This window comes from Ignavibacteriota bacterium (assembly GCA_019637995.1).
Lineage (GTDB): Bacteria > Bacteroidota > Ignavibacteria > Kapaibacteriales > UBA2268 > JANJTB01.
Map to the genome: position 1 here is coordinate 474,413 of JAHBUQ010000002.1, position 26,482 is coordinate 500,894.

A 26,482-nucleotide genomic window follows, 5' to 3' on the forward strand; every position below is an offset into this window, starting at 1 on the left:
CACATCGCCCGTAATTTGAAAATACTAATTTACGAATTAATGACAAATTTAATTTTGATTAATAAGAATATAATTATATATATTTTATATTCCTGGTACTTGGTTTTAGTGAAACAATTTATCTCTTAATCAATGAAGGAAAGAAATTCACTGAATACAAAGTCCGGTTTAATGCTCTTCATACAGTCGTGAGTTCCGATTGGGCACTTCCTGCTACCGTGAATTCGACACGGTGAACATTTCAATTTATCATTATAGATTATTCGGCTTTTATCAGCTCTTGGTGAAAACCCGAAAATTGGTGATGTCGGTCCATAAATTGTAATCACAGGAGTATTCATAAATCCGGCAAAATGAGTAGGAGCACTGTCATTTGTTATTACAAGTTTAGCATTTCTTACTATTTCGAGTGTTGTAGGAATATTTGTCAGACCTGATAAATTCCGGGCTCCGCTTTGCTTTGAAACAAAATCGCAAATATCATAATCGGCATTAGAGCCACTTAGAACAACACCAAAACCGGAATTTTTCAACATTTCAGCAAGCACTGCAAAATATTCAGGAAGCCATTTTTTTGTTTCCCAAACAGAGCCGGGAGACAATACAATATATTCATTCAAATCATAAGTAATTTCTTTTGCAGATTTTTTATCGGTTTCACTAATCGAAAAGAGACATTCATTCAGATTTGAATAATTATCAATTTCAAAAGGATTTAAGAGCTCAAAATTTCTTTCAATTTCGTGGAAATTCGGAATATATTTAGCCCTATAATCATAAAGCCAACTAAATGCGGCATTTTTGAATCCAATTTTATAGTCTGCTTTTATTAAATAGCTTAACAATGAAGACCTGAACGAGCGATGCGGCGAAATCCATAAGTCAAAATTATTAGAATTCAAATCACGAGCAAAACTGCGAATACCACTCAAACTCTTTTGCTTGCTTCGTTTATCAAATACTAATGTATTATTTACTGAACTGGCGATATCAGCAATTTCAGCGGCTTGTGGCGTGGTTATGAAAGTGATTTCACAATCCGGATTGTTACGTCGGATAGTATCAACAAGTGGAATAGTAAGGATTACATCACCAATAAATGCAGTCTGCAAAATCGCTATTTTACTATATTCTCTAATATTCATTATTGAGCTTTATTATCAGGAGAAGAATATTTCCATCTCTTATGTTGCCATGCCCATAGTCCGGGATTTTGTATAATATTATCTTCGAGTTCCTTCACATGGCGGCGAGTGAGTTCGACAATTGACTCCTTGGAGTCATCTAAATCATCAAATTTTATTTCCTTTATAACTACTTTATACGTCATATCCGGCTGTCGATGTGCAAATCCTGTAACAATAGGCGTCTTGAATCTAAGGGCAATCATAGCAGGCGCTTCGTAAGTAACCGCAGGCTTGCCAAAAAATTCAACAAAAACATCTTTTTGTGAATGGGCACTTTGGTCAACCAGCATAGCAACTGCTTCGTTTTTTTTGATAGTCTCTATAATAGTTCTCGCTGCTCTTCCCATAGGCACAATTTTATTACCACCACTTGTTCTAAGACTATTCAAATAAGTATCAGATATATGATTTCTTTGTGGTTTTACTATGATTGTGATAGGCACATCAAGAGCTAATCCTGCCGTGTAGGCTGTTAACTCCCAATTTCCGAAATGACCGGAAATGAAAATCAAGCCCTTTCCTTCAGCAATTTTTTCTTTTACCAAATCAATATTTTCAAACTTAACATAATTTAGAAAGTCTTCTTTTCTTAATGAAGGAAAAGCAAGAAGTTCAGCCAATGTAATACCTAAATTTTGATAAGATTCATTTCTTATCGAAATAATTTCAGATTCCTCTTTTTCAGGAAAAGCATTTTTGATATTTTTCAATGTAATATCAGAGCGACTTTTGCTGAGGATTCTTAAAAATCCACCTATTAACTTCCCAAAAGCAGCTCGATTTTTAATACTAAGCTTTTGGGAAATAAAACCTAAACTCATCATAAAATAATGAGAGAAGAAATATATAATCTTTTTCAAGGTGCTCGGTTTCCTAAAGGATTAGCATTTCTTTGATTTGTATTTTGAAGGTCACGCTCAATTCTTTTATCGCGTGACGCAGGTACATAACGGTCATACCAATCAAGGTTGAATGGTTCATTAATCGCCGTAGAGTGAACAAGAATGAAGTTACCCATTTGAGAGATGTCAACAAAAAAGAACTGCACTCCACCCTGCACATTCTCATAAAACCATTCTTCATAAGGTCTTTCTTCGCCTGTAGCAATGTGCATATCACGCTGGGTAGGCATTCCATATTTTAACAAAATTCGACCTCTTTCAGTTTTCCAGCCCTGATTATTATTTCGAAAAGCAAAAAATTTGTTAGCAAATTCAACATTTCTACGGAAATCTCTTAGTGCCTGATTCCAGGCAAGAGTAGAATCAGGATTTCTCGATTCCCAAAATTTGAACAAAAATCTTTGTTTTGCTTTTGGATCAGTTAGAGATCTCGCCTGATAAATCTCCTCCTCACTCGAAATAACCATTGCCATAGCAAGTTCCAAATCTGTCTGTTCGGTTGACATTGAATTGAATTCACTTCGTTCGAATAATTCATTTTCAGTAAAGTATTGCCTCATTACAGGCGGCTTAAACTGATTGTAAAAAAAGAATTTTTTTGTCGAAGTTACTGAATCTATAGGATTATCAAGCGGATACGAACTTGTTACCGATAAAAAATACACTCCTGATGGTAAAGTGTCCATAGGTAAACTAAAAGTTGTCAGAATATTGTCTGAGATTATCTTGCATGTATCGGCATGATAAACCATACAACTTCCTGCATTATCAAGTATTTTATATGAGCGTAACATACCGCCTTTTGCGTATATATCAGAATTATAAATTTCGTATATACCCATCAACTTAGAATCGCTTCCATAAAATTCGGCTCTCGGGTTGGGTATTACATAATAGTCATATTTCATATAGCTGTGGTCAAGCTCTAAAGGCGATTCACTGATTTTTTCCAGATACGAGGCAAATTGAATTTCGCTTTGATTTATTCTGTTTTTTTCAAATTTAGAAATAATAATATTATTAGAATAACTTAATTTCCTTTTAGGATTATTGATGTCATAAGCTGATAATTGAATTTCATATTGACCGGATGCTAATAAAAATAATCTTGTTCCGAAAATATAATTTTGCTTAAGAGCATTAGTTGATTCAACAGTATTTGGAATAACCCAGCTGTCGGATACAACAACAGTGGATGATGATGAAATCGAAACTTCAACAGAAATTTTACCTATAAAAAGATTCAAGTTCTCGTCGAATTCATAAGTAAACATATTATCGGGAACGGAATAGTATAGTTCCCACTTGTTTTCAACATCATCAAAAAAGAAAGTGGCAGCGTCAAACGCAATTCGCAACTCCTCCTCAGCATTTAATTTTGCTGTATAGAGCAGTAGTAAAATTACTATCAATATGTTACAATATTTTTTCATAAGTGCCTCATTTTGATAAACGAATATGTACTTAGAAAAATTGCCGCCAACAATCAAATGTTTGGCGGCAATTAAAATCAATATCTAAAAATTGATATATTATGAACCGAAATTCAAGGCAATTGTAAGACGATTGACTAATCCAAGATTAACAGAAGGATTAATTGAATAATCAATTGTACCACCAAAAGCACCGCCAAAATATTTCAATCCAACACCGCCGGCTATACCGAAGGAATTCTGACCGAATACATACCCTGCACGTACAGCAAGGAAATCATTCCATACATATTCTGCACCAAGCATAAATTGCTCAGGTATGTCAGTCAATGTAACAAAATCCGCTGCAGCAAGCAATTTATGTTCATCAGTATCAATAATATCAGTTGTAACACCAGCACGGAAAATTATAGGAAGATTGAATGGATATGCAAGATAAGTTGCATCAAGCGGAGCCATTTCAAGTGATTCTTCGAGTTTTTTTGATGTGCGGAGGTCAGTACCGTCATATCTCTGCTGAGTAGATAAATTGTGCATAGAGAAGCCGAGCTTAATACCCTGAATACCGGTGTCATATTTTGTACCGATATCAAAAGCAAAGCCGCTTGCTGCGACTGAAGAAAACGCATTCTGGATATACTTAACAGTTACACCGAATGAAAACTGGTCAGTAAGATATCCTGAAAATGATGCACCAACTGATATATCATTAACCTGATAAATTGAACCTGTTCCTTCAGGTCTTTCGACAGTCGTTACGTTAATATCTCCACTTGAGAGACTCACAACACTAAAAGCTGCTGTATAGCCATCACCAATTGGCATAGCAATAGCACCAAAGTTATGCGAATAAGTCGCAAACCATTGAGTGTATGAAAAATCTGCAGCCATAGAGCTTACTTCAGCAAGACCGGCAGGATTCCAAAATATTGACGACAAGTCATTAGCAACAGCTCCATAAGCACCACCCATACCGGTTGCACGAGCACCTACTGGGATTTTCAGGAACTGACCGCCGGCTGCACCAATTTTAGTAAATTCACCGCCTGAAGCTCCGAATGCACTTAAGTCATCTACCGCTTTCAAATTTAAGAATGCCAGTGGCATTGTAATTATAACAAGTAATATAAATATTTTTTTCATTTTATTCTCCAAGTTATTATTTGGCACAAGCTGCCTGCTTTTCATCGGCAGGCAGCTTAAATGCTAATATTATTGTTCAATTAATCGGAAACCGCCGACAACAACACTGAAATTCTTAATAGTTTTGGCGCCATTTGGAGCTGTAATTACAGCTATCAATGCCTGGCTTTGTATGCGTTGTCTGTTTCGGGTCAGAAGATCCCATACCTCAACTGCGTGACGGTCACGAGTACCTTCATTGTTATACTCATCATGATTCAAAGTTGTAATCAAATCACCTGCTACTGTATAGATTTCAATTGTACAGACAGGAGGCAATTTAGAGAAGAACAATTTAGAATCATAAGGTGACCTGACCGCCTGATGAGTGATATAATATGGATTCGGAGAAATCTGAATCTGGTCCATCATATCATCTGTAAGGAAGTTGGCATCTTTTTCTTGCGGACTTACAACTGCAAGCACCTGAGCACCCGGCATCGGAAGCCCTAATGCACCGCCATAAGTCTTAAGATAAATCTTGTCACCTGCTTTGAAGTCTTGAGCAGTCCAAATATTGTAATTAGCCTGAGCTTTATCGAACTCAAAGCCCCCCCAAATTCTCCACTGGTTCGGATAATCAGAAATAAAGTACAAACCAGCGACATTAATTACATTCATAAAGTCAATAGTATCTTTACCATCAACTGATACACCTGTCTTGTAATATCTTCCCTGCAATCCTGTAAATGAATTAGCATTTCCGCGGGAACCAAGACCATCTACCGGTCTTGCAAACTGCCTTCTGAGACGTGGATTATTTGATTCAGAACGACTTACAGGCATAGTAGGTGTAGGAAATGTAACATAACCAATTGCATAAGAGTTAAACTTACCAATGAAATCATTTGAAGCTAAATCGTTAGGAGCCAAGTTTAAAGGAGAAGGAAATAATCTCGTAGTATAAAATGTAAATTGAAATCCATCCCTAATAGTTCTTCCTTCAATCAATGGCAAATTCATGTGAGTAACTTCAAGAGGATATCTCACTGGAACTGAGTCAAGCCCGTTGCCGGTTGGACGTAAATACTCAATGATATTTCTCATTCTCATATTGAGATACGGAACATTGAATGTATTGGACGCTTTTGCTTCATCATAAGAAAGTGTGACTTGCTCATTGTCACCGGGAAGGAATTCTAATTCATATATACCGGGACCATTATTAAAGCTGGCATCAATATTCTGATAAGTCGCAAAATCAAAAGCAACAGGTTGTGTCAAAAGAACCTTATCCAGCAGACCGCTTGTTATTCTGTTGTATCCGTCTGAAAGGGGATGCACATAAGTATCAGCAGTAACACCTTGTGCAAATTCAACCGTATCGGCTCTAAGTCTTCCGGCAAATTGCTGAAGTGTAAAGTCAAAACTGAAACCTAAGATGCCATAAGCATTTTGAGTCCAGCTATTTGTATAGCAATAGCCCGGATAAGAAAAATCGCCGGAGAAAAATCTGCCTGTACGTGTAATAAAATCTTTTTTATTGCCTACACCAAAATCATAGAAACCACCGGTTTCAGGATTTACGTAAGGAATTCCTGTGTCAGGATCTGTAATTACTGAGTCAGAAAGCACAAATGATGCAGCGTTTTCAGTAAAGAGATTTGTGAAGCTAAATTGGCAAGGTTGAGCCTCATAGCTTAAAAGACCACGATAAAGCGTATCGCCGGTTTTTCGGCTTGTCATAGTAGCAAGAGTACGGTAAAGCCCCACTCTACCGGGGACAGTACCTGACAAAGTCAACTGTATTTGATTCCAGAATGGCTCTAAATTCAGCTCTAATGTATCACCTTCGAATCTTTGCATAACTCTGTCATTATCAACTGCGAAAAATCTCCAGTTATAAAGACCACCCATTCTGGCTGAGTCAACATAAATAACTTCAAGCTCAGGTAATTTTCCGGCTGGCGCAGCTGTTGGGAGTGCAGTAACAAAGTTTGACAGACCGGGTGAACCAATATTTACTTTACTTTCAGTTGGTTGCGAGTAGTCACCTTCATCGTAAGCAAGTACTTTGTAATGATAATCAATATTATTCATAAGTCTTTCAGTGATAGTCGGATCGGGATCATTCCTTACCCAACCGTCACGATTATCATCACCAATATCAGTAAATGTTCTGTTATTAGTTATCCATCTCATATAAGGAGCAATAACTTTTTCTCTTGTGTGAAGTCTTCCTTCATAAGCGGGGAATTCCATTCTCGTTTGAGAATTTTTTACCCATGTAATGATAGAATCTTTTACTTCAACAAGGTGTAGTGAATCCTTCACTGTCAAAGGAATGATCGGGTCTCTTTGGATATCAGTCATTCTTCTTGGCACCCAGGCTTCTATAAGTGTCATTGGCTGACCGTTTATATCACCGGATTTAATTGTATTTCTTAGATATATTGAGTCTGTAGTTATTCTGACAAGAACATCCCTACCCGTTGCAGGATCTAAAACAGGCATTCTTTCGCCTACAACCCAATCAGCAAAGTTTGAATCAAGGTAATCAAAATATGACTGACTTCTTTGAAGAACTTTTCTTTCGTAGAAAATTGGATTGAATTTTAATAAACTTCGGTTCAAATAAGCAACACCTGCCATTACACTATCAAAAATATAATGACGACGCTGCGGTGATGTACTCCAAACCAAACTTGAAGGTTGTGCGCCACCGTAATTTACATTAATTGTACCATTGTTAGCAACTGATACCCTTTCATCTTCTTCAAGAATTCTCCACCAGTCCTGTCCCCATGGAGAGTAGAACATAGCAGTATCAACAAAGGCAATACCGCCACGAGCATTTGAGAATCCCTGCATACCGATACCACGTCTTACAACGCGCAATGCCATAGAGTCAATAATTGCACCGGACGCATCAACATAAGGACCGATTACTTCAAAATCATCAATAAGCGGCATAGTCATATCATCATTGTCAGGACCACCTCTGAACTCAGTTTTAACAAAAGGTGTTCTCAATGGGTATTGAGCGACAAGTCTCCAGCCCAAAGGACCACGCCCAAGTGGAAATTCAGAACTGCCTTGTTCGATATTTGGAGAAAAGCCATCAAGATTAGCTCTGCGAGCACGGTATAATCTGTAACCCATAAAGTCCAGTCCCTGCTCATCAATATCGCTTGACATTTCTGAAGTGCTGTCCCACATAATTGTAACACCATTATTGAGCGGAACAACTCTGCGAATTACAGCTCTGTCAGGTGGAGTAGGAGCGCGGAAGTTATTGTCATAAACCTGTTGGGCAAATTTATCTTTTCTTTCAAGTTCAGCCATGTCTTCACAAGTACCATCAGCTTCACCGCCTTTTGCGGTATTTGCAAGAATGATACCAACTACTACTCTGGCAGTATCACCGGGACGCATGTGGAATTCACCCGTTGCCATCATAAAGCGTTTGTCACCGGGACCTGTATCGCCTTCCTTAATTCTTGATGAGATAAATTGGTATCTTTCTTCGTCCTCTTTAGGATCGAATTCGATTGACCAGTTACGGAAAGTTACAAGACCAAGCTGTGATGATGTGTTATAAAAAGCACTGTCCTTACGAACAAAATTTGGAAGAGTTGTATCTCTATTTGGGTCATAAGGTCTTAATGTACGAATAGTATCAATTCTGATTAAATTTCCATCATCATCTCTGATTTCATTAATTGTAATATCATAAAACTTCTGAACTGCAGGAGATTCCAAGAAGTCGAAACCCAAATATCCGAATCCATGTCCGAATTCACCGCGGTCAGTATTTGTCCACTGAACAGCCATGTTAAGTGTTGTATCACAATCATAGAATTTGGCGCGGTCATTACCGGCACCAAAGCTTGCCTGCAAGGCACGTGCAATATCAACGTCCATTACCGGTGCAAGCCAGCAATTCCAGAGCGTGTCAGAAGAATAATTTGTGAGCTCATATTTAATAAAAATAAAGTCACGATAATCGCCAAAACCCCATGAATAAATCATCTGGTCAACCTGCAATCTCAACGGATATCCTCTTTCACGACGAGCTGCAACACCACCTTCATAGAAGTTGAGGTCAGTATCTTTGTAAGTAGAGAAAATATCTTCACCTGAAATAAAAGCAGGTCCTTTACTGTAAGTTGCTGTATTTCTAAGTTCGACCTGAGGCACAAACTTGCCGAAATAACGGTCAACTTTTAAAGTATCTTCGATTCTGGTAGAGGAGTCCCAAATGGGCCAGTTAAATGTGTGAGCTGAGATAATAGGCTCACCTGTACCGGGGTTAAAATCAGTTGAGAAGTAAGTTCTGTAACGAAGTAATTCGTCGTTATTTACTAACTCTTCATCAGGAACTTCCTTATTGCCCGGACCACCGTAGTTAATTCTACCGGGTACGAACCAGCCTTTACCTGAGTTTGGATTATAAGTAATTGTAACATAACTTACTGTGTCTTTTTGAACTTCTCTGAATTTTTTGGTACCAAACCAAAATCCACCGGCGAATAAATACTGGTTCTGTGAGCCTCTGGGCCAGAAACCGCCGCCTCGTCCACGTGCAATATCGAACCCGAAAATACCATAGTTTGTAGTATAAAACTGCAAATTACTAACGGTATTCTGCTGAAGGTCGAAAACGCCTGAATATGTCCTGTTTTGCAATTTATTGAGGTCAAATTCCACTTTTGAGTCCTGACCATCCTCAGGGGTATTTATGGTAGCCGCCTGAAGATTATAAGACCAAAGGACAGTTAGCATAAAAGCTACTGCAAAGAGCGGGCTTCTGACCTTATTGATTAATCTTATCATTATAAAATCCTCAATTCTATTCTTAAAATTTTTTTCATAGTTAAATTAGAACCTAAACATCATACCAAAGAAAATTGTTCTTGGAATCTGGAAGTTACCTCTGAATGATATAACTTTATCAATATATCTGAAATAACTTTCAAAAACTTCAGCCTGGGTTACAAGTCCGTTACCGTCAAAATCAGCCATCTCATTATATAATCTGTCGCCATAAGCATCATACTGGGTAGATGCAAATGTTGAAGGATTTTCATAAGTTGGAGTTTTGTAATATGTTATACTGTTAAAGTCACCAACCTGACGGTCAAATGTACGTCCATCATCAAGCGGGTCACTTGTTGTAGCATATACGCCTGTTACTACGGTACGATTGAGGAGGTTATTAACGTCAACAAATAGCTGAATCATAGTATTTCCGGCACTTTCACCAAAGATACTCTTTAATTGTATAGTTCTTTGTATTCTTGCATCCAAGCCCCAGAATGACGGCTGACGGTCTGAGTTTACTTCAGAAAGAGGAGTTCCGTTTCTGTCAGTTCTTGTATAAGGAACACCGGTTCTGTAAGTAGATGTAATAATGATGTCTGAATTTTCTAATACTTTTAATCCACCAATTGAAGGACCCTGACCATCTAACCAGTAAAATCTGAAGTTACCTTTAAAAAAGTGACGAATGTCATTAGGCATAGGATATTCAGATAGAGGGAAAGCAGGTAAATTTGTATAAGGGTCAATAGTTAAACCATAATTAGAATTTGGACCGGAAGCTGTACCTGCCAAATAACCTAAATTATAATTAATATCAAATGCATAATTTTCAGTTGGCAGAGGTGTCTTACGGAAATTAAGCTCAAACCCGCGTGATGTACCATATTCTGTCACATCTCTTTGACTGTATGGGTCCGGTACAGCAGGAACATATACTATCCCTACTTTATTATATTCATCCTTATAAAATGCAGTTGCCGAAAATACAAGGTCATCAGTCAAACCAAGACTATACTCGATTTCATACTGATTTGTTCTCTGAGCATCCATATTGGGATTTCCAAGAATTGATGCTCCACGAATTATATCAACTGCAAAGGCATCATAAAGATACTGAAGCATCGGCATCTGGAAGTACATACCGTAAGAAAGTCTGATATTGGATGTTTCTGTTATTGGATAAGCAACGTTAACTCTCGGGCTGACCTGCATCTTAACAGAAGCATCAGCAAAGCCCGAATCCGCTCTGATTGAAACGAATGGAATCTGATTAACGCGATACTGAGCATTAGGGTCAAAGAAGTCAAATCTCAAACCAGGGCTGAATATAATCCCTTTGTATGAAATCTGGTCCTGAACATACATACCAAGTTTCATTGGATTATAAGGACGATTTGTTCTTTCTCTTACTACTTCATTATCAGCATACAAGTTACCACCGAATCTACCATCATCGAATACATCAAAAAACGGGTTACCATCGTAAGGGTTGCTGTTTGAGTGTTTGTACATCTCAAGAATCTGTCCCTGGAAACCTGCTTTAAAGTTGTGTTCGAATTCGCCTGTTTTTAGATACTGGTTGAATGAACCGTCAATTGTCCAGTTGCTGCCATCACGGAAACTAAAACCGCCGGAACCTGATGTTGCAAAACCAACATTAGGAATACCCCAAGGGTTATAAGAACCTGATGCATTTGCCTGACCTTCATAGTATCCTGTCAAAGGATTTCTTTGTGGAAGGTTAAGTCTTAAAAATCCATCAGAAGTAAAAGTATTTTCAATTAATTGTGTGTATTGGTCAACAATTTTGTCTTTACCCGGTATAAGCTGATTACCCATAACCATATAGTTGTCAGAAGGAGTCTGCATATCCCAGCCTGAAAAGAATCCGGGACCGTCAGTGCTTGTTCTTCTGCTTGAGTAGTCATTATTTGTAGATTGTGAGATACGTACTTCATAAAAGCTTGTTGGGCTTAATGTATGAGTAAGTAAAGCAAAATAATTTATTACGAAATTATCAAGAACATTTTGTTTGAAGAGTCTTTCTTCCATCCCGTTAGTAACAGGGGATCCATCTTCATTTGTTCTTAATAAGTAATTTCCGTTTTCATTTTTGTCATAAACATAGCCTTCGCGGTTAGCATAAAGCCAAGCCCAGCCTGAGAATTCAAAGCTGGAAACACCGTAAGAACCTCCAAGAGTCAATGAAACTCCATCAGCTATTGCAAATTTCAAGCGTCCGGTTAGGTTTCTTACCCAAGAGCCGTTGTCAGGTCTTTGACCAATATTATTACCCCATGGGTCATAAATTTCATAGCTGGCATTACGGTTAGCTTCATGAAAATACCTTCCTGTAAGGTAAAAAGTATTTCCTTTTGCCATAAGCGGAAGAGGACCACCTGTACCGAACTCAAAAGTGTGCTCGTTCTGTCCCTGCCATTTAGCTCCTTCACCGACTTCAACAGCTCTGAAACGGCTACCGTCTCTTTCAATTCTGGTTCCGGTTGACTGACTTCCGAACAAAGCCGGAACATCAGTTCTCCAACGCACCCAGCCATCATATTTATTATCACGTCCTGTCTGTACAACAGAGTTCACAACTCCTGAAGTAACATCACCATACTCAGCAGAGAAGCCACCTTTGAGAACCTGAACTTCTTCAGTTGCAAATGATGAAACCATTGGGAAGTAAGCAGCTCCGGATGCACCGAAGCCACCGGTAAATGCATTACCTACTGATATACCGTCAATTCTTACGTCAGTTTCATCAGCTCTACCGCCACGAATAGAAAAACCTGAACCTGACTGAAGAACACCGGCACTTAAACTGATAACAGCTCCTATACCTTCACGGGCAGTATTGATGATGTCCTCATTTGAACGCTTGTCCATTGAGCCCTGCTTGGTGTGATTTACAATTTCACGCTGAGCAACTACAACAAGTTCTTCAGTTCGAACTGAAGCGTCTCTCATTGTTACATCAAGTGTAGCTGTTAAACTTGCAGATATTCTCACCTGTTTTCGAACTGTAGTTCTACCGGTGAAGGTAAATCTGACTGTGTATTCCCCGGCGACAATACCGGTTATAACGTAGCTACCGTCATTCTCACGAACAGCGGCGCCTTTCTGAGTACCCTCGACAAAAACCGAGGCTCCTCGTAAGCCCTTACCTTCCTCATCAACGACCTTACCTCTCAAGGTTCCATAAACCTGTGAAAAGGTCATCGAGGGTATAGCTATGAGCCCTAAAAATAAAAGTACAAAAAACTTATGCATAGTGGCAACTCCTTTTAATGAACTATTACCAATTTTTTTAATTTGCAAAATAAATTTTGAAACTTTATCTGAATTTTATCGTTATAAATAATAAAGAGGTGTCAGCATTGATAAAATGCTTTATGCAAGTACAGGAGATTTATAGACTTTTGCCTATTTAAAAATATCAATATGTACCAACTTTTCTCTTTATCACCTATATTTAGTTTCAGTTAATTTCGCGTTAAATCAAATTACCAAAAAACAAATGTCAAATATAATAAGAAAATTTCAAATAACCGTCATATTTTTTAAATTTTTATAAATTCAATTGAATACCGTAAACAAATCCGTAACTTGAAACAGTAGAAATTTTATTTTCAAGCAACGGTGTTTTAACCATAAAAAACCTTCCCTCAGCACCCAAAGTAAAAGCAATACTACTTAAAATGTTGTATCTTGCAGTAATTCTACCAAGTCCGAGTGGACCGTCATTTGTGGCACCAAACCCGATTCTGCCGTTCAACGAAAATCTGTCGTAATCGTAAATATTATTGTCAAAGAAAGCCATACCCCAGAAAAACTGTTGCTGCCGCTCAAGTCTGACAGGCAGATTTACTAAAGTACCGCCACCTGAGCCACCATCACCAATTGGCTCATTAATAGAAAATCCTGATGAGTGTCCGGCTGAGCCGCCTACAGGAATTATTTTGATATAGTCATAATTAAACTCAGTGATACCAAATTCAATTCCTAATACAGATTTACTGCTTAGGCTGTAACCAATACTTTGAGACATATTTATTATGTGTGAATTTCCACTTGTCTGAATGCCGGCTCTTGAGAAATCACGACTTACAATTGTATTCAGCTGAATTGAAGTAACTTCAGGACCTGTAAATCCAAAGTTAACCTGTGGGATATTACTTATTGCCAAATTGCTGTTATTACCTGAATTTACCTGAGCAACATGAATTTTGTCAGACATCATGTTCAAAGGCTGATTATCTTCCGAAGGCTTAATTTTTTCAGCTGCGATATTGCTTTCAGTCGTCTCTGTAGTAATATGTGAAATATCTGATAAAAACTCTTCGATTTCAGGTATAAGTTCTGCAATTTCCTGACTGTCATTATCAAGTAATACTATAGAATTTTCATCCGACTGAGTAGTTTCAATATTTGTAAAATCAGATTTAACCGACTGAAATGATGTATTTTTCGATGATAAAGCAGTCTCATTGCTTGAAACAATTATTTCAGCAGGTGATTCAATCATTGAAATATCAATTATTCTTGGGTATTCTTTATCTCCAAAGTTCAAATATGATATCAGAGCAAAAAATGACACAACTGCAGCAAGTGTTGCAATTCTTGCAGGTAGTTTAATCGCTTTTTTCACAGGCTGAGGAGCAGCCATTACTTCCGTAGTAGAGAATATTCTCATCAAAACAGCTTCTTCAGTTTGCTTCAATAAATTTTTAGGAACTTGAATACTGTCTCTGTCATCAAGCAAATCCATGTGAAGTTCGACTGAGCTGTCAAATTTTTCTTTTGCGTAAGGATTTTCCTTTAGAATTGAGCGGAGCTTGGCATCCTCAAGAGTTGTCAGTTCCCCGTCAATATATTTCGATATGAGCATTTCAAGACTCATTTAATTCCTTCACTAATGGTTTTAAAATCTTTCTAAGAATAAGTCTTGCTCTATGGACACGTACTTTAGCAAGTGACAGTTCGATACCGAGTGTTTCAGCAATTTCCTGATAAGACATATCTTCATACTCTCTCAATAGTAATGCTTCTCTCATAGGAACAGGCAACTCAGCTATAGCCTTTTCAATTTGCTCTTTGGTGCTGAAATCCATTTTTTCGTTATCATCTGATTTATGGTGATAACTTTCGTCAAAAGATGTCTGTTCCTTTTTAGTTCGGATGTAATTAAGGCACGTATTTCTAGCGATAGTAAAAAGCCAAGCTCCAAAATTGTCACCTTTGAATTGATGGCGGTTTTCGTATATTCTTACGAATACTTCCTGAAATGCATCATTTGCATTCTCTTCCTCTCCGAGCATTCTTAGACAGAACCTGTAAACTTTTTGAGCGTAATTGTTGTATAATATCTGAAAAGCTTCAGCACTGCCCTTTACCATTGCTTCTTCGGCATTGTGCTTTATCTCTTCTTCCGATATTTCTTTTCTCTTAAAAATCATCGCTCAAATAATTTTTGGTTTTGCAACTTATTCAAACACTATTACACATTGAATGCTCAAAAAGTTACAATTTATTTTTACTTTTTTTAAAATTATTACAAAATCTTTAACTTTTTGTTAAAGAGACATGAATACAAAAATATTATTTTTTAGTGAGATAAGTTAATTTTAAATGGATTTTTATTATTAATATTTGATTATTTATTATTAATATTGAATTTATTGGGAAAAATTCCCATAATATTTGCAATTATTGTTAAAATATTACTTTTTTATATACGATATATAAGGTATGTACAACAATTCTCCAAAAGGTGATGCAATGAAAGCAAAAGATATTCTCAAAAACAAAGGTCCCGAAGTGTTCACAATTGGTGAAAACAAGCCTCTCAGTGAGGCTCTCAATATTCTAATCAACAATAATATCGGTGTACTGCTTGTTCTTGGAGATACTGGTTTGTTGACCGGCATAATGAGCGAGCGTGATGTTGTTCGTGCAGTTCACAGAAAACCGGAGAATTTTTTAAATATTCCTGTTTCTGATTTAATGACCCGAAAAATACTCTTTGCAGATTACGAAGACGATTTAAGCTATATCGAAAATATAATGACTTCTAACAAAGTTCGGCATATACCGATTATGAAAGATAGAATAATGGTAGGTTTAATATCAATTGGTGATATCGTAAAGGCTACATTAAGAGAAAGCAAAGTAGAAAATAAATATCTTATGGAATATATCGCAGGAAACATACATTAAGATTTTTGTCTCTAAATAAATAATTTACAAATCAGAATGCCAAAAAATACTTATTTTTGTAATGAAACAATAAGTTATTACTATGTTAGTTATTGATTATTTGTTATTTATTATTGGTATTATTCTTTATGTGTGGAATAATCGGCTATATAGGCGATAGAAAAGTATCTTCGATTTTATTAAACGGACTGAACAGAATGGAGTACCGCGGGTATGACTCGGCAGGTGTTTCAATTCTTCAGAACGGTAAAATACATACACTTAAAAAGAAAGGTAAAGTAACAGAGCTCGAAAAACTTGTTGACCATTCTTTTTTTAATTCAACCTTTGGAATTGCCCACACACGTTGGGCTACTCACGGCTATCCAAATGATGTGAATGCACATCCCCACAGCGACAGCTCAGGCAATATCAGTATTGTTCATAATGGTATTATTGAGAATTATTCCGTACTCAGAACAAAACTTGTAAGCGATGGCTATACATTTAAATCTGATACAGATACTGAAGTGCTGGCAGTATTTATTGGTTCGATTTATGAACGTGTAAATGATTTGGAAACCGCCGTAAGACTGGCTTTAAGAGAGGTTGACGGGACATTCGGCGTGCTGGTAATTTCAACTTATGAGCCTGAAAAACTGATTGCAGCACGAAGAGGCTCACCACTTCTTTTAGGAATTGGTAATAACGAATATTTGGCAGCTTCCGATGCCGCAGCTGTCATACAATATACAAAGCAGGTAATTTATCTTAATGATAATGAAATTTGCACAATTACTCGCGATGGTTATAATATCAAGACAATCGAAAATGAATCCACAGAGCCAATAATTGAGCAAATCGAATTTGACCTTGAGCATATAGAAAAAAGTGGCTACGAGCATTTTATGCTAAAAGAAATATTTGAGCAACCTGATACAATTCACGATGCATTCAGAGGCAGACTGCTTGTAGACGAAGGCAACGTCAAGCTCGGTGGTCTTAGAAACGTATATGACGAACTTTTTGACTGTAATAGGATAATCATTACTGCCTGTGGCACTTCTTGGCATTCAGGATTGGTCGCAGAATATTTAATAGAATCACTCGCCGGTATTCCTGTAGAAGTTGAATATGCCTCCGAATTTCGGTACAGAAATCCAATTATCAAAAAAAATGACATTATTTTCGCTATCAGTCAAAGCGGTGAAACAGCCGACACTCTTGCAGCAGTTAAGGAAGCCAAACAAAAAGGTGCAACAGTTCTCGGAATAGTAAATGTTGTCGGCAGTTCAATAGCAAGAGAAACTAATGCCGGTGTTTATATTCATGCAGGTCCTGAAATTGGTGTTGCATCCACTAAAGCATTTACATCTCAGCTTACAGTCTTTAGCTTAATAGCTTTAATGCTCGGAAGAATGAGAAATCTCAGTAAATGGGACGGACAAAAAATCGCCTTGGAGTTAACTCTTATACCTGATAAAATTAAGCAAATACTCGAGCTAAAAGACCAAATAAGAGATATAGCTTTACAATATTCAAATGTCAAGAATTTTCTTTACCTTGGAAGGGGTTATAACTTCCCGGTCGCTTTGGAAGGAGCACTCAAACTTAAAGAAATTTCATATATTCACGCTGAAGGGTATCCGGCAGCTGAAATGAAACACGGACCAATCGCCCTGATAGACGAAAATATGCCAGTTGTAATTATCGCTACTAAAGATGAGATTTACGATAAAGTTTTTTCAAATATTGAAGAAGTACGTGCAAGAAAAGGTAGAGTTATTGCAATAGCAAATATCGGGGATGAAAAAATCAAAGCTGTTGCAGACCATGTTATTTATATTCCGGAAACAATTTCACCGCTAACTCCATTGCTCTCTGTAATTCCTCTGCAGCTATTGTCTTACTATATAGCTTTAGACCTTGAATGCGACATTGACAAACCAAGAAATTTAGCTAAAAGTGTTACAGTTGAATAATAATTTTAATTAAAAGAAAAATATGAAAATATCAGTATTAGGATTAGGTTACGTAGGATTGCCACTTGCTTGTGCAATAGCCAAACTGACTTCTCACGAAGTTGTAGGTTTTGATAAAAGCGAAAGAAAAATTTCGATGATTAAAGAAAAATTATGTCCTATAGATGATGTGCAGTGTGCTGCGGATTTAAAAATTGTAAGTTTGAATTGTTCTGCCAACCCAGAGATAATCAATAATTCAGACATTTATATTGTTTGCGTTCCGACACCGGTTCTAAATGACTACACACCCGACCTCACCCCAATAAAATCAGCTACTCAGACAATAGCAAATTATTTGCAAAGAGGTCAGAGTGTAATTATTGAATCTACAATCAATCCCGGTGTTTGCGATGAAATTGTTGTCCCTCTTCTTGAAAGTCTTACCACACTAAAATCAGGAATAGATTTCGATGTAGCTCATTGTCCTGAGAGAATCAATCCGGGTGACCCTGTCTGGAATGTTTATAATATTCCAAGAAATATTGGCTCGACTTCACTAAAAGCAACAAAGAAACTTGCTGCATTTTATCGTGAATTCATTGATGCTGAAATTAACGAAATGCCAAATCTCAAGACTGCCGAAGCAACAAAAATAATAGAAAATACTTTCAGAGATATAAATATAGCATTCGTAAACGAATTAGCAAAATCTTTTGATGTACTTGGAATTGACCTGATAGCTGTTATTAAGGGCGCTTCTAATAAACCATTTGCATTTATGCCACATTTTCCAAGCTGTGGAGTCGGCGGTCACTGCATTCCGGTTGACCCGTATTATCTAATCGAAAGAGCCAAACAAAGCGGATTCGACCACAAGTTTCTTAAACTGGCACGCGAAATAAACAATTCAATGCCTGAATATGCAATTGATAAGCTCGTTGATGCACTAAATCAGCTTGAAAAGCCAATCAAAAATACGTCTATTGGACTTTTAGGTTTATCCTACAAAGCAAATGTCGGCGATTTGAGAGAGAGTCCTTCAATCAAACTGCGTTCAATTCTAGAAGACAAAAAAGCAAATCTTTATATTTTCGACCCATTTTTCCCTGATATGAGCAATACCAATAGTTTAGATGAAATTCTTGAAAAATCTGAAGCCATACTTATAGCTACAGACCATACAGAGTTCAAGGAAATTAAAGGCGAAATACTAAAAAAACATAATGTCAAAATTGTGGTTGACGGAAAAAATTGCCTCAACAAACAAGATATTATCTCTAAAGAAATTATTTATCATGGTATTGGATATTAATAAGCTGAATGCATAAGAATAATTCATTGTCTTACATAAGCTCAAACTTAGCTAAATAGTAGAGATTTTATTCATCCTTCGGTTTCGCTAAGTTTGGATTCATTTTATATTATTGATACTTCTTAGATATAAATGCTAATTTTATTTCAGCTTGAATAACAAAAAAAAAGCAGAATCATCGATATATCAATTCAATTATTTCTTCAGCTACTTTTAATGCCAGCGCAGCTTCATCAGCTCCAACAGGATTTTCGCCTTCATTTTTGATTGCTCTGATAAATGCTGTTTGCTCTTCAGCAATTGCGTTAGTTTTGATTACCTGGGGAATTTCGAAATATATATTTTTGTTATTTATTCCAGTTTCGATTGAGCCTAACATAGTAGCAGGAATTCCTGATTGGGGAGAATAATCAGAATCATGAATCCTATAAACTTCAACTTTATGCTCCTGAAAATCCAATGAAAGATAAGCATCTTTCTGAAAAATCCGCATCTTTCTCATAGGATGAGCCGAAATTCGGGAAGCAGTAATATTTGCCACACACCCATTTTCAAAAGTAATTCTGGCATTGGCTATATCGGTTGTGTCAGTCAATACATTTACACCATTAGCATCAATGCTTTTCACTTCGGAATTGACAAGCTGAAGAATAATATCAATATCATGTATCATCAAATCATGAATAACAGAAACATCTCTGGCTCTTGGTTTGAACTGCCCAAGTCTGTGTGACTCAATAAAAAGGGGTTTCAGATCATAGCTTTTAACAGCAGCGAGGGCAGGATTGAACCTCTCTACATGACCAACCTGAATCAAAACGTCACGATTATGGGCTTCATCTATTAATGCAACAGCCTCGCTATATTTTGCTGTAATCGGCTTTTCTATCAGGCAGTGCTTTCCGGCAGCTATACATTTACTTGCAACTTCATAATGAAGAGATGTAGGTACAGAAATTACAAGAGCATCACATTCATTTATTATTTCCTCTAAATTCTGATATGCTTTAACATTCAATTCCGCAGCGAGATGTAAGTTTCTTTCAGGCAGGATATCTCTGACTCCAAGAAGCTCTGCTTCAGGATTTTCAGCAAGCAATCTAGCATGAATACTTCCCAAATGTCCAACACCTATTACACCTATTTTCAATTTCATAATTCATTTCTCAATATTGTCAATTTAAAAAAGATAAATATAATCAATTTTATGCTTTGGGGTGTGCTTTTTTATAAGATTCTTTTAATTTTTCAATTGATAAATGTGTATATACCTGTGTTGTAGATAGTGACGAATGTCCAAGCATCTCACTTACAGATTTAATGTCAGCACCATTAGAAATTAAATGAGTAGCAAAAGAATGTCTCAATACGTGAGGACTTTTCTTTTTGCTTTCGGTAACACCCGTCATCCCATTTTTTACAATCCTGTATGCTGCGCTATGGTACATTCTTTTACCATTATCTGCAATAAATATAGCTTTTTTATCTATAATATTTTCGCCTGAACGATATTTCATATATGATTTGATTGCTTCAACCGACTTGGAGCTTAGCGGTACTATACGCTCCTTACTGCCTTTTCCGGTAACTTTAACATAATTACCTTCAAAACTGATGTCGTTAATATTAAGTCCAAGAGCTTCACTAATTCTCAAACCAGAGCCATAAAGCAGTTCAATAAGTGCGAGACTACGGGCTGTTTTGAAGTCATCAGCTTCAAATACCTGCACAAGCTGACTAATTTCATTTTCAACAAGGAATGATGGCAATCGTTTATCTCTTTTCGGAGTTGAAATCAGTAATGCAGGATTACTCGAGATGTATCCTTTTTTATAGCAAAACTTAAAAAAGGACCTGACAGCCGAAATCCTCAGACGCAGCGAATTTTTTTTAAGCCCCTTATCGTGAAGCCATCCAAGAAATGGCCTGATATCGTCTGTTTCAATTAAATCAATTTCAGGTAGTTCGCCATATTCTGATATATAATAATCGGAAAACTCTGAAAGACTAAATGCATAACTTTCCAAAGTTTTTGGGGAATAACTTTTTTCACTTTTAAGATATTCCAAGTATTTTAATATAAAATCACTAATGTTCATATTTTTATAATTATCAAAAATTATTCCAACTTTTTTACATCTGAAACTTTTTTATAATTCGATTATCAAATCAAAATAGTCTTAAATTCTTAATCTGAAAGAAACGTCATTCGATTATGTTAACGACTAAATCAATTCTTATGCAATAATCATCTTTAAATATCGCTCAGATTAGAGATGTATTATTCAATTCTGCATTTTTACACAAGATTATTTTTTCCTATTTTGAGTGTAAATACAAACAACATGATGATGATTTTAAATTAAATAAATAAATTATTTTACCAGTTCATACGTATTAACAATATTAATAGAAATCAAAATTTTATACTACTAGTAGAGAAAGAAATGGTAAAGAAAGAAGACGCTATATTATTTAGCGGAGCAGCTCCGGGAGCTGAAGCACATTTTGGAACGACCGCTGAAAAGTTTGGCATCGAAGAAGTCAATTTTTCATTTGAGGGTCACGAGCATTCACGTTTGCGTGGTATTCGCATTTTAAATCACGAAGAATTAAAACAAGGCGATATAAGCCTCACTTATGCTTCAAAAATAATGAACCGCGAATATCCCAAAACACCAACTTTTCGCAAAATTCTGCAGACTATTTGGTACCAAATTAACAATGGTCAGGAAATTTATGTTATAGGCAAAATCCTTGACGATAAAACAGTTAAAGGTGGAACCGGCTGGGGTGCTGAATTTGGCAAAATCTGCAACAAACCTCTTTTTGTGTTTGATCAAGATGAAAATCGTTGGTTCAAATGGAATAAAGAAGATTGGATTTCTGTAAATGAACCTCTTATCTCTTCCGGACACTTTACTGGAACCGGCACTAGATTATTAAAAGAAAACGGGAAAAAAGCTATCGAAGATTTATTCAAACGTTCATTTAGCTTATAAAAAAATATAATGATTATCAGTCCAAATTGTTCCTCAAATAACAATTTGGACTGTGTATTATAAATTTAATGGAAAATTAATTAAGCCTCAAGATCCTCAAGAGCTACTTCAATTGACGGATAAAACTCAAATACTTCATCAATTTTTGTCATACTCATTAAACTACGAACAAAATCCCTTACTCCGATAAGTATCACAGGTATTTCATGTTCTTTTAGCTGACGGTTTGCAAGCAACAATGCACCAAGACCGGAACTGTCAATCGCATCTACTTTAGACATATCAATTATCAGAGCATCTATATCCGGCTGTGCAAGGATTAACATCTTTGCTTTGAGCTCTGCAGATATAGAACTCTCTACTGTTTGATCTTCAAGTTTGAAAATCACAACATTATCTTTGTGTTCAACGGTGTAATTCATAAATATTATTTTTATATGTTTTTAAATTGTGTTATTTTACATTATGCGAATTTACAATTTTTTTTACAAATATTTATGAAAAATAGTCAAATTAGAAAAATTCTTGTCATAAGATTTAGTTCAATCGGCGATATTGTTTTAACAACCGGATTTGTTAGACTTCTCAGAAGCAAATTTCCGGATGCAAAAATTGATTTTTTGCTTCATAAACCATTCAGAAAAATATTTGAGAACAATCCATATATTGACCAAATAATCACTTGCGAAAAGAATGCAACAGACTCGGCAATTAGTCTTTTGAAAAGTAATATAGATAAAAAGCAAGGAATTTATGACATAATATTTGACCTTCAAAATAATTCAGTAAGCAAATATTTTTCTGAGGATTTTGCCACAACCGTTCATAAGGTAGATAAAAGACGTGTATTTAAACTTGAACTCGTTTGGCTTAAGAAAGGTATAGGCGAAAATTATCCCCATATTTTTGATATTTATAACGAACTTTTCAAAGATTATGATATTGCAGATGATAATTTAGGACTTGAGTTTTGGTTACCATCTGACAAAGCAAAACAAATATATTCACCACATCAGCGAAATTACATAAGCAAAAGCAAGTTAAATATTACTGTTGCACCTGGAGCTCATTACAAGACTAAACAGTGGGGATATCTTAATTATGCCCACTTACTCAGGAAATTACAACCAATTGTCGGAAAAGTCACAATCATAGGTGGTGTTAATGACTCCAAATATGCCGGAAAAATAATAGAATTAAATCCGGGTATGATTGATATGTGCGGGAAAACTGATCTTCAGCAAACTTGCGAAATTATTGACCAATCAGACCTTCTGATTACTAATGATACCGGTGTCATGCATATTGCTGCAGCCAGGAAAGTGCCTGTAGTTGCGTTTTTTGGTTCATCTGTACGTGAGTTGGGGTTTGAACCCTTTAGAGTTGCAAATTTGATTCTTGAGTCAGAACAATCTTGTAGACCATGCTCTCATATCGGTAGGAACTTCTGTCCTCTGCTTCATTTCAGATGCATGAAACAAATCCAGCCGGATTATGCTTATGAAAATATAAGGATATTTATTAAACAAGTTTATGGCTAAAAGACTTATAATTTGTCGATTCTGAGCTGAACCAAATATTTCAAGGTTACAGTTTGCCAAAACGATAGGTTTAGATCAGTATAGGCTTTGTTTTAGAATTCATATATCCTTTGCCAACTCAACATTCACTTCGAGCCGGACAAATATTATTGATTATTTGAAATGTCAATACTATATAACTTCGAATAAAAGGTACACTTATAAGCGACTTAATATTTACATTGCTGGTTTCTTACACAATTGATTGCTATAATTACAATTTTAAACATATATTTATTTGTAATTCTTTTGAGATTAGACTTAAAAGAAGTAATTTTGTAGTTGATAAAAAAGCAAATTAGAAAAAACTATTTTATTTAGGAGTTAAGAAATGAATTTTATCCCTTCAACGGATATAGAAAGAAAGAAAATGCTTGATACTATTGGCATTGATAGCATTGATGATTTACTGCAAAACATACCTCCACAGGTTAAGCTTACACAACCACTGAATTTACCACCTGCACTTTCAGAATTTGAAGCAATGAAGTTATTGAGAGAATATTCCAAAAAGAATATGACCGCTGATACTCATGTTTGTTTCATGGGTGGCGGTGCTTATGACCACTTCATACCTTCAATTGTAGGCGCTGTTCTTAATAAACCGGAATTCAAAACTGCCTATACGCCTTATCAGGCTGAAGTTTCACAGGGAACGCTTCAGGCGATGTATGAATTCCAGAGTATGATAGCTGAGCTAACAAGTATGGATGTATCAAATGCTTCACTTTATGATGCAGGAAGCGGTCTTGCAGAAGCATGCTTCATGGCAAATGCACACAATAGAAAATCCGAATTCCTTTACGCCGGGACAGTCAATCCAAACTATGTGACTGTCACAAATACAATAACTGCCGGAAGAAACTATACATTCAAGCATTTTGTTAAAGAAGACGGTACAGCAGACCTCGAAGGACTTGCAGCCGCTATGAATGAAAATACGGCGGGTGTAATAGTTCAGATGCCTAATTTTCTGGGTAATCTTGAAGATGTATTTGAAATAGAAAAAATTGCTCATTCTAAAAAAGCCTTATTTATTGTGGTTGTTAATCCAATGTCACTTGGAATTATTGAAGCTCCCGGCAGTTACAATGCAGATGTTGTAGTTGGTGAAGGACAACCATTCGGAATTCCTATGAATTTTGGCGGACCATATTTAGGATTATTTGCCTGCAAAAACGAATTTGTTCGTAAAATCCCCGGACGTCTCGCAGGCGTAACTGAAGACCTCGATGGTAAAAGATGTTTTGTTTTGACACTTCAAACACGTGAGCAACAAATTAAGCGCGAAAAAGCAACTTCCAACATTTGTACAAATCAGGGTTTATTTATGCTTGCTGCTACTGTATATATGGAAACTATGGGCAAGCAGGGCATTAAGGAAGTCTCTGAACAGTGCTTCAGAAAAGCTCATTATGTTGCTGAAGAGATTTCAAAAATCAAAGGCTTTGAGCTCATAAATGATAAGCCATTCTACAATGAATTTGCTGTAACTACTCCCGTTCCGTCCGGAGAAATTACTAAAAAAGCATTGGATGAAGGATTCATTGCCGGACTTGATGTAACAGCTCAGAATAATGGCAAACCTACACTTCTGATTGCTGTAACCGAAAAAAGAACAAAAGAACAAATGGATGATTTTATTAATTTCCTTAAGAAATTTGCTAAATAACTGAGATGATTAATTTTAAAAATATTTTTAATAACCCGAAACGCCGAGCAATCATAATCGGCGTTTCAGTTATTATGATATTTTTTGCTGTAATTTTATTTTCAGATTATGGGCTTTTGAACCGGTTCAAACTTGAGTACAAGAAACTTACATTAAAAAGAGAAATCGAAGAGAAAAACCGAATAAGTGATTCACTTCGTCAGGAAATTGAACTGCTGAAAAGCGATCCCGCTACAATCGAGCGTATAGCCCGTGAGAAATACGGTATGAAGCGTAAAAATGAGGAAGTTTACTATTTACCTAAGGAAGAACAATAATGCTCTTAGGAATAGATATTGGCGGTACAAGCATTAAAGCAGGCATTTTTGATTATGACTTTAAATTATTTAATAAATTCAAGATTCCTTACCTTGAAAATGCAAAATCCCGGGATTTTCCGGAATATTTAATTGATGAATTATTTAATTTAATCAATAGTTCAATTGAGAATTTTCCTAATATTGAAAAAATCGGATTTGGCGTTCCGGGAGTCGTAAGCAGAGAAGGCGTTATAAAAGTCGCTCCAAATATGTTAGGAATTGTAGATTTTCCAATTAAGCAACTTATTAAATCAAGAATCAATCTTCCAATTGCAATTGATAATGATGCCAATGTGGCTGCACTTGCTGAATTAAAATTAGGTAGCGGACTTGAATATCAACACTTCGTTTACGTTACTTTAGGAACAGGAATTGGCAGTGCTATTATTTCAAATAGTGAAATTTTCAGGGGCAGCAGCGGTGGTGCCGGTGAAATTGGTCATACGATAATTGACTACACAAATACCAGGTATGACTCCCGCAGCTATAGAATTGGTACAATTGAAGTTTTAGCCGGAAGGCAGGGAATATTGAATTTAGCTGCTGAAATTCTTCCCGACTATCCAAATTCGAAATTAAATGATTATGATAATATTGATGTCGGCGAGATAGCAGGTGATGCTGAATCAGGTGACTTAGCCGCGTTGAAAATACTGAAAATCACAGGCGAAAGAATCGGTACGGCACTTGTAAATTCAGCTAATATTCTTGATATTCCTACTTTCATTATTGGTGGAGGTATATCGCAATCACAAATTTTAATCAACGAAATTGAAAAAATATTAAAGTTAAGAAGTATACCTTCAATATCCGAACGGGTAAAAGTTATTAAAGCTAAGTTTATTCAGGACACAGGTATTTTTGGCGCAGCAGTTCTTGCTAAATATTACGCAAATTAATCTGCTTCGTCTTATTATTTAAAAT

The 26,482-nt window shown here is 36.2% G+C and carries 19 protein-coding genes; 8 read left to right on the forward strand and 11 right to left on the reverse strand.

The window, feature by feature from the left end; genetic code table 11:
• Positions 1 to 125 precede the first annotated feature (125 nt).
• The 8 genes from KF896_08010 to KF896_08045 all read right to left on the reverse strand — a co-directional run bounded on the left by KF896_08010 (position 126) and on the right by KF896_08045 (position 14,930).
• The gene (locus KF896_08010; GenBank protein ID MBX3043646.1) at positions 126 to 1,145 is read right to left on the reverse strand and encodes a glycosyltransferase family 9 protein; all 1,020 of its coding nucleotides are present in this window, start codon (positions 1,143 to 1,145) and stop codon (positions 126 to 128) included.
• The gene (locus tag KF896_08015) at positions 1,145 to 2,047 is read right to left on the reverse strand and encodes a lysophospholipid acyltransferase family protein (GenBank protein ID MBX3043647.1); all 903 of its coding nucleotides are present in this window, start codon (positions 2,045 to 2,047) and stop codon (positions 1,145 to 1,147) included. The genes KF896_08010 and KF896_08015 overlap by 1 nt, the downstream gene beginning before the upstream one ends.
• A complete protein-coding gene (locus KF896_08020; GenBank protein ID MBX3043648.1) occupies positions 2,044 to 3,522 on the reverse strand; it encodes a GWxTD domain-containing protein in 1,479 nt (492 codons plus the stop codon). The genes KF896_08015 and KF896_08020 overlap by 4 nt, the downstream gene beginning before the upstream one ends.
• 99 nt (positions 3,523 to 3,621) lie before the next feature.
• Entirely contained in the window at positions 3,622 to 4,665 is a 1,044-nt protein-coding gene (locus tag KF896_08025) for a PorV/PorQ family protein (protein MBX3043649.1), read from the reverse strand.
• Positions 4,666 to 4,734: 69 nt separating this feature from the next.
• Positions 4,735 to 9,480, reverse strand: coding sequence for a hypothetical protein (locus KF896_08030; protein ID MBX3043650.1), 4,746 nt, complete (start codon positions 9,478 to 9,480; stop codon positions 4,735 to 4,737).
• A gap of 45 nt (positions 9,481 to 9,525) precedes the next feature.
• Entirely contained in the window at positions 9,526 to 12,744 is a 3,219-nt protein-coding gene (locus KF896_08035) for a TonB-dependent receptor (GenBank protein ID MBX3043651.1), read from the reverse strand.
• 298 nt (positions 12,745 to 13,042) lie between these two features.
• Positions 13,043 to 14,374 (reverse strand): hypothetical protein, encoded by a 1,332-nt coding sequence (locus KF896_08040; GenBank protein ID MBX3043652.1) that lies wholly within the window; start codon positions 14,372 to 14,374, stop codon positions 13,043 to 13,045.
• Positions 14,364 to 14,930, reverse strand: coding sequence for an RNA polymerase sigma factor (locus KF896_08045; GenBank protein MBX3043653.1), 567 nt, complete (start codon positions 14,928 to 14,930; stop codon positions 14,364 to 14,366). The genes KF896_08040 and KF896_08045 overlap by 11 nt, the downstream gene beginning before the upstream one ends.
• Positions 14,931 to 15,222: 292 nt before the next feature.
• Here KF896_08045 and KF896_08050 point away from each other — a divergent pair, with 292 nt between their 5' ends.
• From KF896_08050 to KF896_08060, 3 genes are all read left to right on the forward strand, one after another.
• Positions 15,223 to 15,690 carry a CBS domain-containing protein gene (locus KF896_08050; protein MBX3043654.1) on the forward strand — a complete coding sequence of 156 codons (468 nt, stop codon included), beginning with the start codon at positions 15,223 to 15,225 and terminating at the stop codon, positions 15,688 to 15,690.
• A 128-nt stretch (positions 15,691 to 15,818) separates the two neighbouring features.
• Positions 15,819 to 17,651 (forward strand): glutamine--fructose-6-phosphate transaminase (isomerizing), encoded by a 1,833-nt coding sequence (gene glmS / locus KF896_08055; GenBank protein MBX3043655.1) that lies wholly within the window; start codon positions 15,819 to 15,821, stop codon positions 17,649 to 17,651.
• Between the two features lie 22 nt (positions 17,652 to 17,673).
• On the forward strand, positions 17,674 to 18,945 hold the full coding sequence (locus tag KF896_08060; GenBank protein MBX3043656.1) for a nucleotide sugar dehydrogenase: 1,272 nt from the start codon (positions 17,674 to 17,676) through the stop codon (positions 18,943 to 18,945).
• A gap of 175 nt (positions 18,946 to 19,120) precedes the next feature.
• On the opposite strand, the gene KF896_08065 is transcribed toward KF896_08060, so the two are convergent.
• Positions 19,121 to 20,101, reverse strand: a complete 981-nt coding sequence (locus KF896_08065; GenBank protein ID MBX3043657.1) for a Gfo/Idh/MocA family oxidoreductase — start codon at positions 20,099 to 20,101, stop codon at positions 19,121 to 19,123.
• Positions 20,102 to 20,150: 49 nt separating this feature from the next.
• Positions 20,151 to 21,044: a tyrosine recombinase gene (locus KF896_08070; protein MBX3043658.1), complete on the reverse strand. Its 894-nt coding sequence runs from the start codon at positions 21,042 to 21,044 to the stop codon at positions 20,151 to 20,153.
• Positions 21,045 to 21,392: 348 nt separating this feature from the next.
• Here KF896_08070 and KF896_08075 point away from each other — a divergent pair, with 348 nt between their 5' ends.
• Positions 21,393 to 21,947, forward strand: a complete 555-nt coding sequence (locus KF896_08075; protein MBX3043659.1) for a hypothetical protein — start codon at positions 21,393 to 21,395, stop codon at positions 21,945 to 21,947.
• Positions 21,948 to 22,027: 80 nt separating this feature from the next.
• On the opposite strand, the gene KF896_08080 is transcribed toward KF896_08075, so the two are convergent.
• Entirely contained in the window at positions 22,028 to 22,369 is a 342-nt protein-coding gene (locus KF896_08080; protein MBX3043660.1) for an STAS domain-containing protein, read from the reverse strand.
• Positions 22,370 to 22,444: 75 nt separating this feature from the next.
• Between KF896_08080 and KF896_08085 the strand changes: the two genes are divergently transcribed.
• The 4 genes from KF896_08085 to KF896_08100 all read left to right on the forward strand — a co-directional run bounded on the left by KF896_08085 (position 22,445) and on the right by KF896_08100 (position 26,457).
• Entirely contained in the window at positions 22,445 to 23,488 is a 1,044-nt protein-coding gene (locus KF896_08085; protein ID MBX3043661.1) for a glycosyltransferase family 9 protein, read from the forward strand.
• Positions 23,489 to 23,858: 370 nt separating this feature from the next.
• Positions 23,859 to 25,199, forward strand: coding sequence for an aminomethyl-transferring glycine dehydrogenase subunit GcvPA (gene gcvPA, locus KF896_08090; protein MBX3043662.1), 1,341 nt, complete (start codon positions 23,859 to 23,861; stop codon positions 25,197 to 25,199).
• Positions 25,200 to 25,204: 5 nt separating this feature from the next.
• Positions 25,205 to 25,516 (forward strand): septum formation initiator family protein, encoded by a 312-nt coding sequence (locus tag KF896_08095; GenBank protein MBX3043663.1) that lies wholly within the window; start codon positions 25,205 to 25,207, stop codon positions 25,514 to 25,516.
• Positions 25,516 to 26,457, forward strand: coding sequence for an ROK family protein (locus KF896_08100; protein ID MBX3043664.1), 942 nt, complete (start codon positions 25,516 to 25,518; stop codon positions 26,455 to 26,457). Before KF896_08095 ends, KF896_08100 begins: the two co-directional genes overlap by 1 nt.
• The last annotated feature ends 25 nt before the right edge of the window (positions 26,458 to 26,482 follow it).

What these genes read in the sequence shown, in the direction of transcription:
- KF896_08050 (MBX3043654.1), top strand. Translation starts at nt 15,223, where the DNA reads ATGTACAACAATTCTCCAAAAGGTGATGCAATGAAAGCAAAAGATATT.
- KF896_08095 (MBX3043663.1), top strand. Translation starts at nt 25,205, where the DNA reads ATGATTAATTTTAAAAATATTTTTAATAACCCGAAACGCCGAGCAATC.
- gcvPA (MBX3043662.1), top strand. Translation starts at nt 23,859, where the DNA reads ATGAATTTTATCCCTTCAACGGATATAGAAAGAAAGAAAATGCTTGAT.
- KF896_08100 (MBX3043664.1), top strand. Translation starts at nt 25,516, where the DNA reads ATGCTCTTAGGAATAGATATTGGCGGTACAAGCATTAAAGCAGGCATT.
- KF896_08010 (MBX3043646.1), bottom strand. Translation starts at nt 1,145, where the DNA reads ATGAATATTAGAGAATATAGTAAAATAGCGATTTTGCAGACTGCATTT.
- KF896_08025 (MBX3043649.1), bottom strand. Translation starts at nt 4,665, where the DNA reads ATGAAAAAAATATTTATATTACTTGTTATAATTACAATGCCACTGGCA.
- glmS (MBX3043655.1), top strand. Translation starts at nt 15,819, where the DNA reads ATGTGTGGAATAATCGGCTATATAGGCGATAGAAAAGTATCTTCGATT.
- KF896_08035 (MBX3043651.1), bottom strand. Translation starts at nt 12,744, where the DNA reads ATGCATAAGTTTTTTGTACTTTTATTTTTAGGGCTCATAGCTATACCC.
- KF896_08040 (MBX3043652.1), bottom strand. Translation starts at nt 14,374, where the DNA reads ATGAGTCTTGAAATGCTCATATCGAAATATATTGACGGGGAACTGACA.
- KF896_08085 (MBX3043661.1), top strand. Translation starts at nt 22,445, where the DNA reads ATGAAAAATAGTCAAATTAGAAAAATTCTTGTCATAAGATTTAGTTCA.
- KF896_08045 (MBX3043653.1), bottom strand. Translation starts at nt 14,930, where the DNA reads ATGATTTTTAAGAGAAAAGAAATATCGGAAGAAGAGATAAAGCACAAT.
- KF896_08070 (MBX3043658.1), bottom strand. Translation starts at nt 21,044, where the DNA reads ATGAACATTAGTGATTTTATATTAAAATACTTGGAATATCTTAAAAGT.
- KF896_08020 (MBX3043648.1), bottom strand. Translation starts at nt 3,522, where the DNA reads ATGAAAAAATATTGTAACATATTGATAGTAATTTTACTACTGCTCTAT.
- KF896_08030 (MBX3043650.1), bottom strand. Translation starts at nt 9,480, where the DNA reads ATGATAAGATTAATCAATAAGGTCAGAAGCCCGCTCTTTGCAGTAGCT.
- KF896_08065 (MBX3043657.1), bottom strand. Translation starts at nt 20,101, where the DNA reads ATGAAATTGAAAATAGGTGTAATAGGTGTTGGACATTTGGGAAGTATT.
- KF896_08075 (MBX3043659.1), top strand. Translation starts at nt 21,393, where the DNA reads ATGGTAAAGAAAGAAGACGCTATATTATTTAGCGGAGCAGCTCCGGGA.
- KF896_08080 (MBX3043660.1), bottom strand. Translation starts at nt 22,369, where the DNA reads ATGAATTACACCGTTGAACACAAAGATAATGTTGTGATTTTCAAACTT.
- KF896_08060 (MBX3043656.1), top strand. Translation starts at nt 17,674, where the DNA reads ATGAAAATATCAGTATTAGGATTAGGTTACGTAGGATTGCCACTTGCT.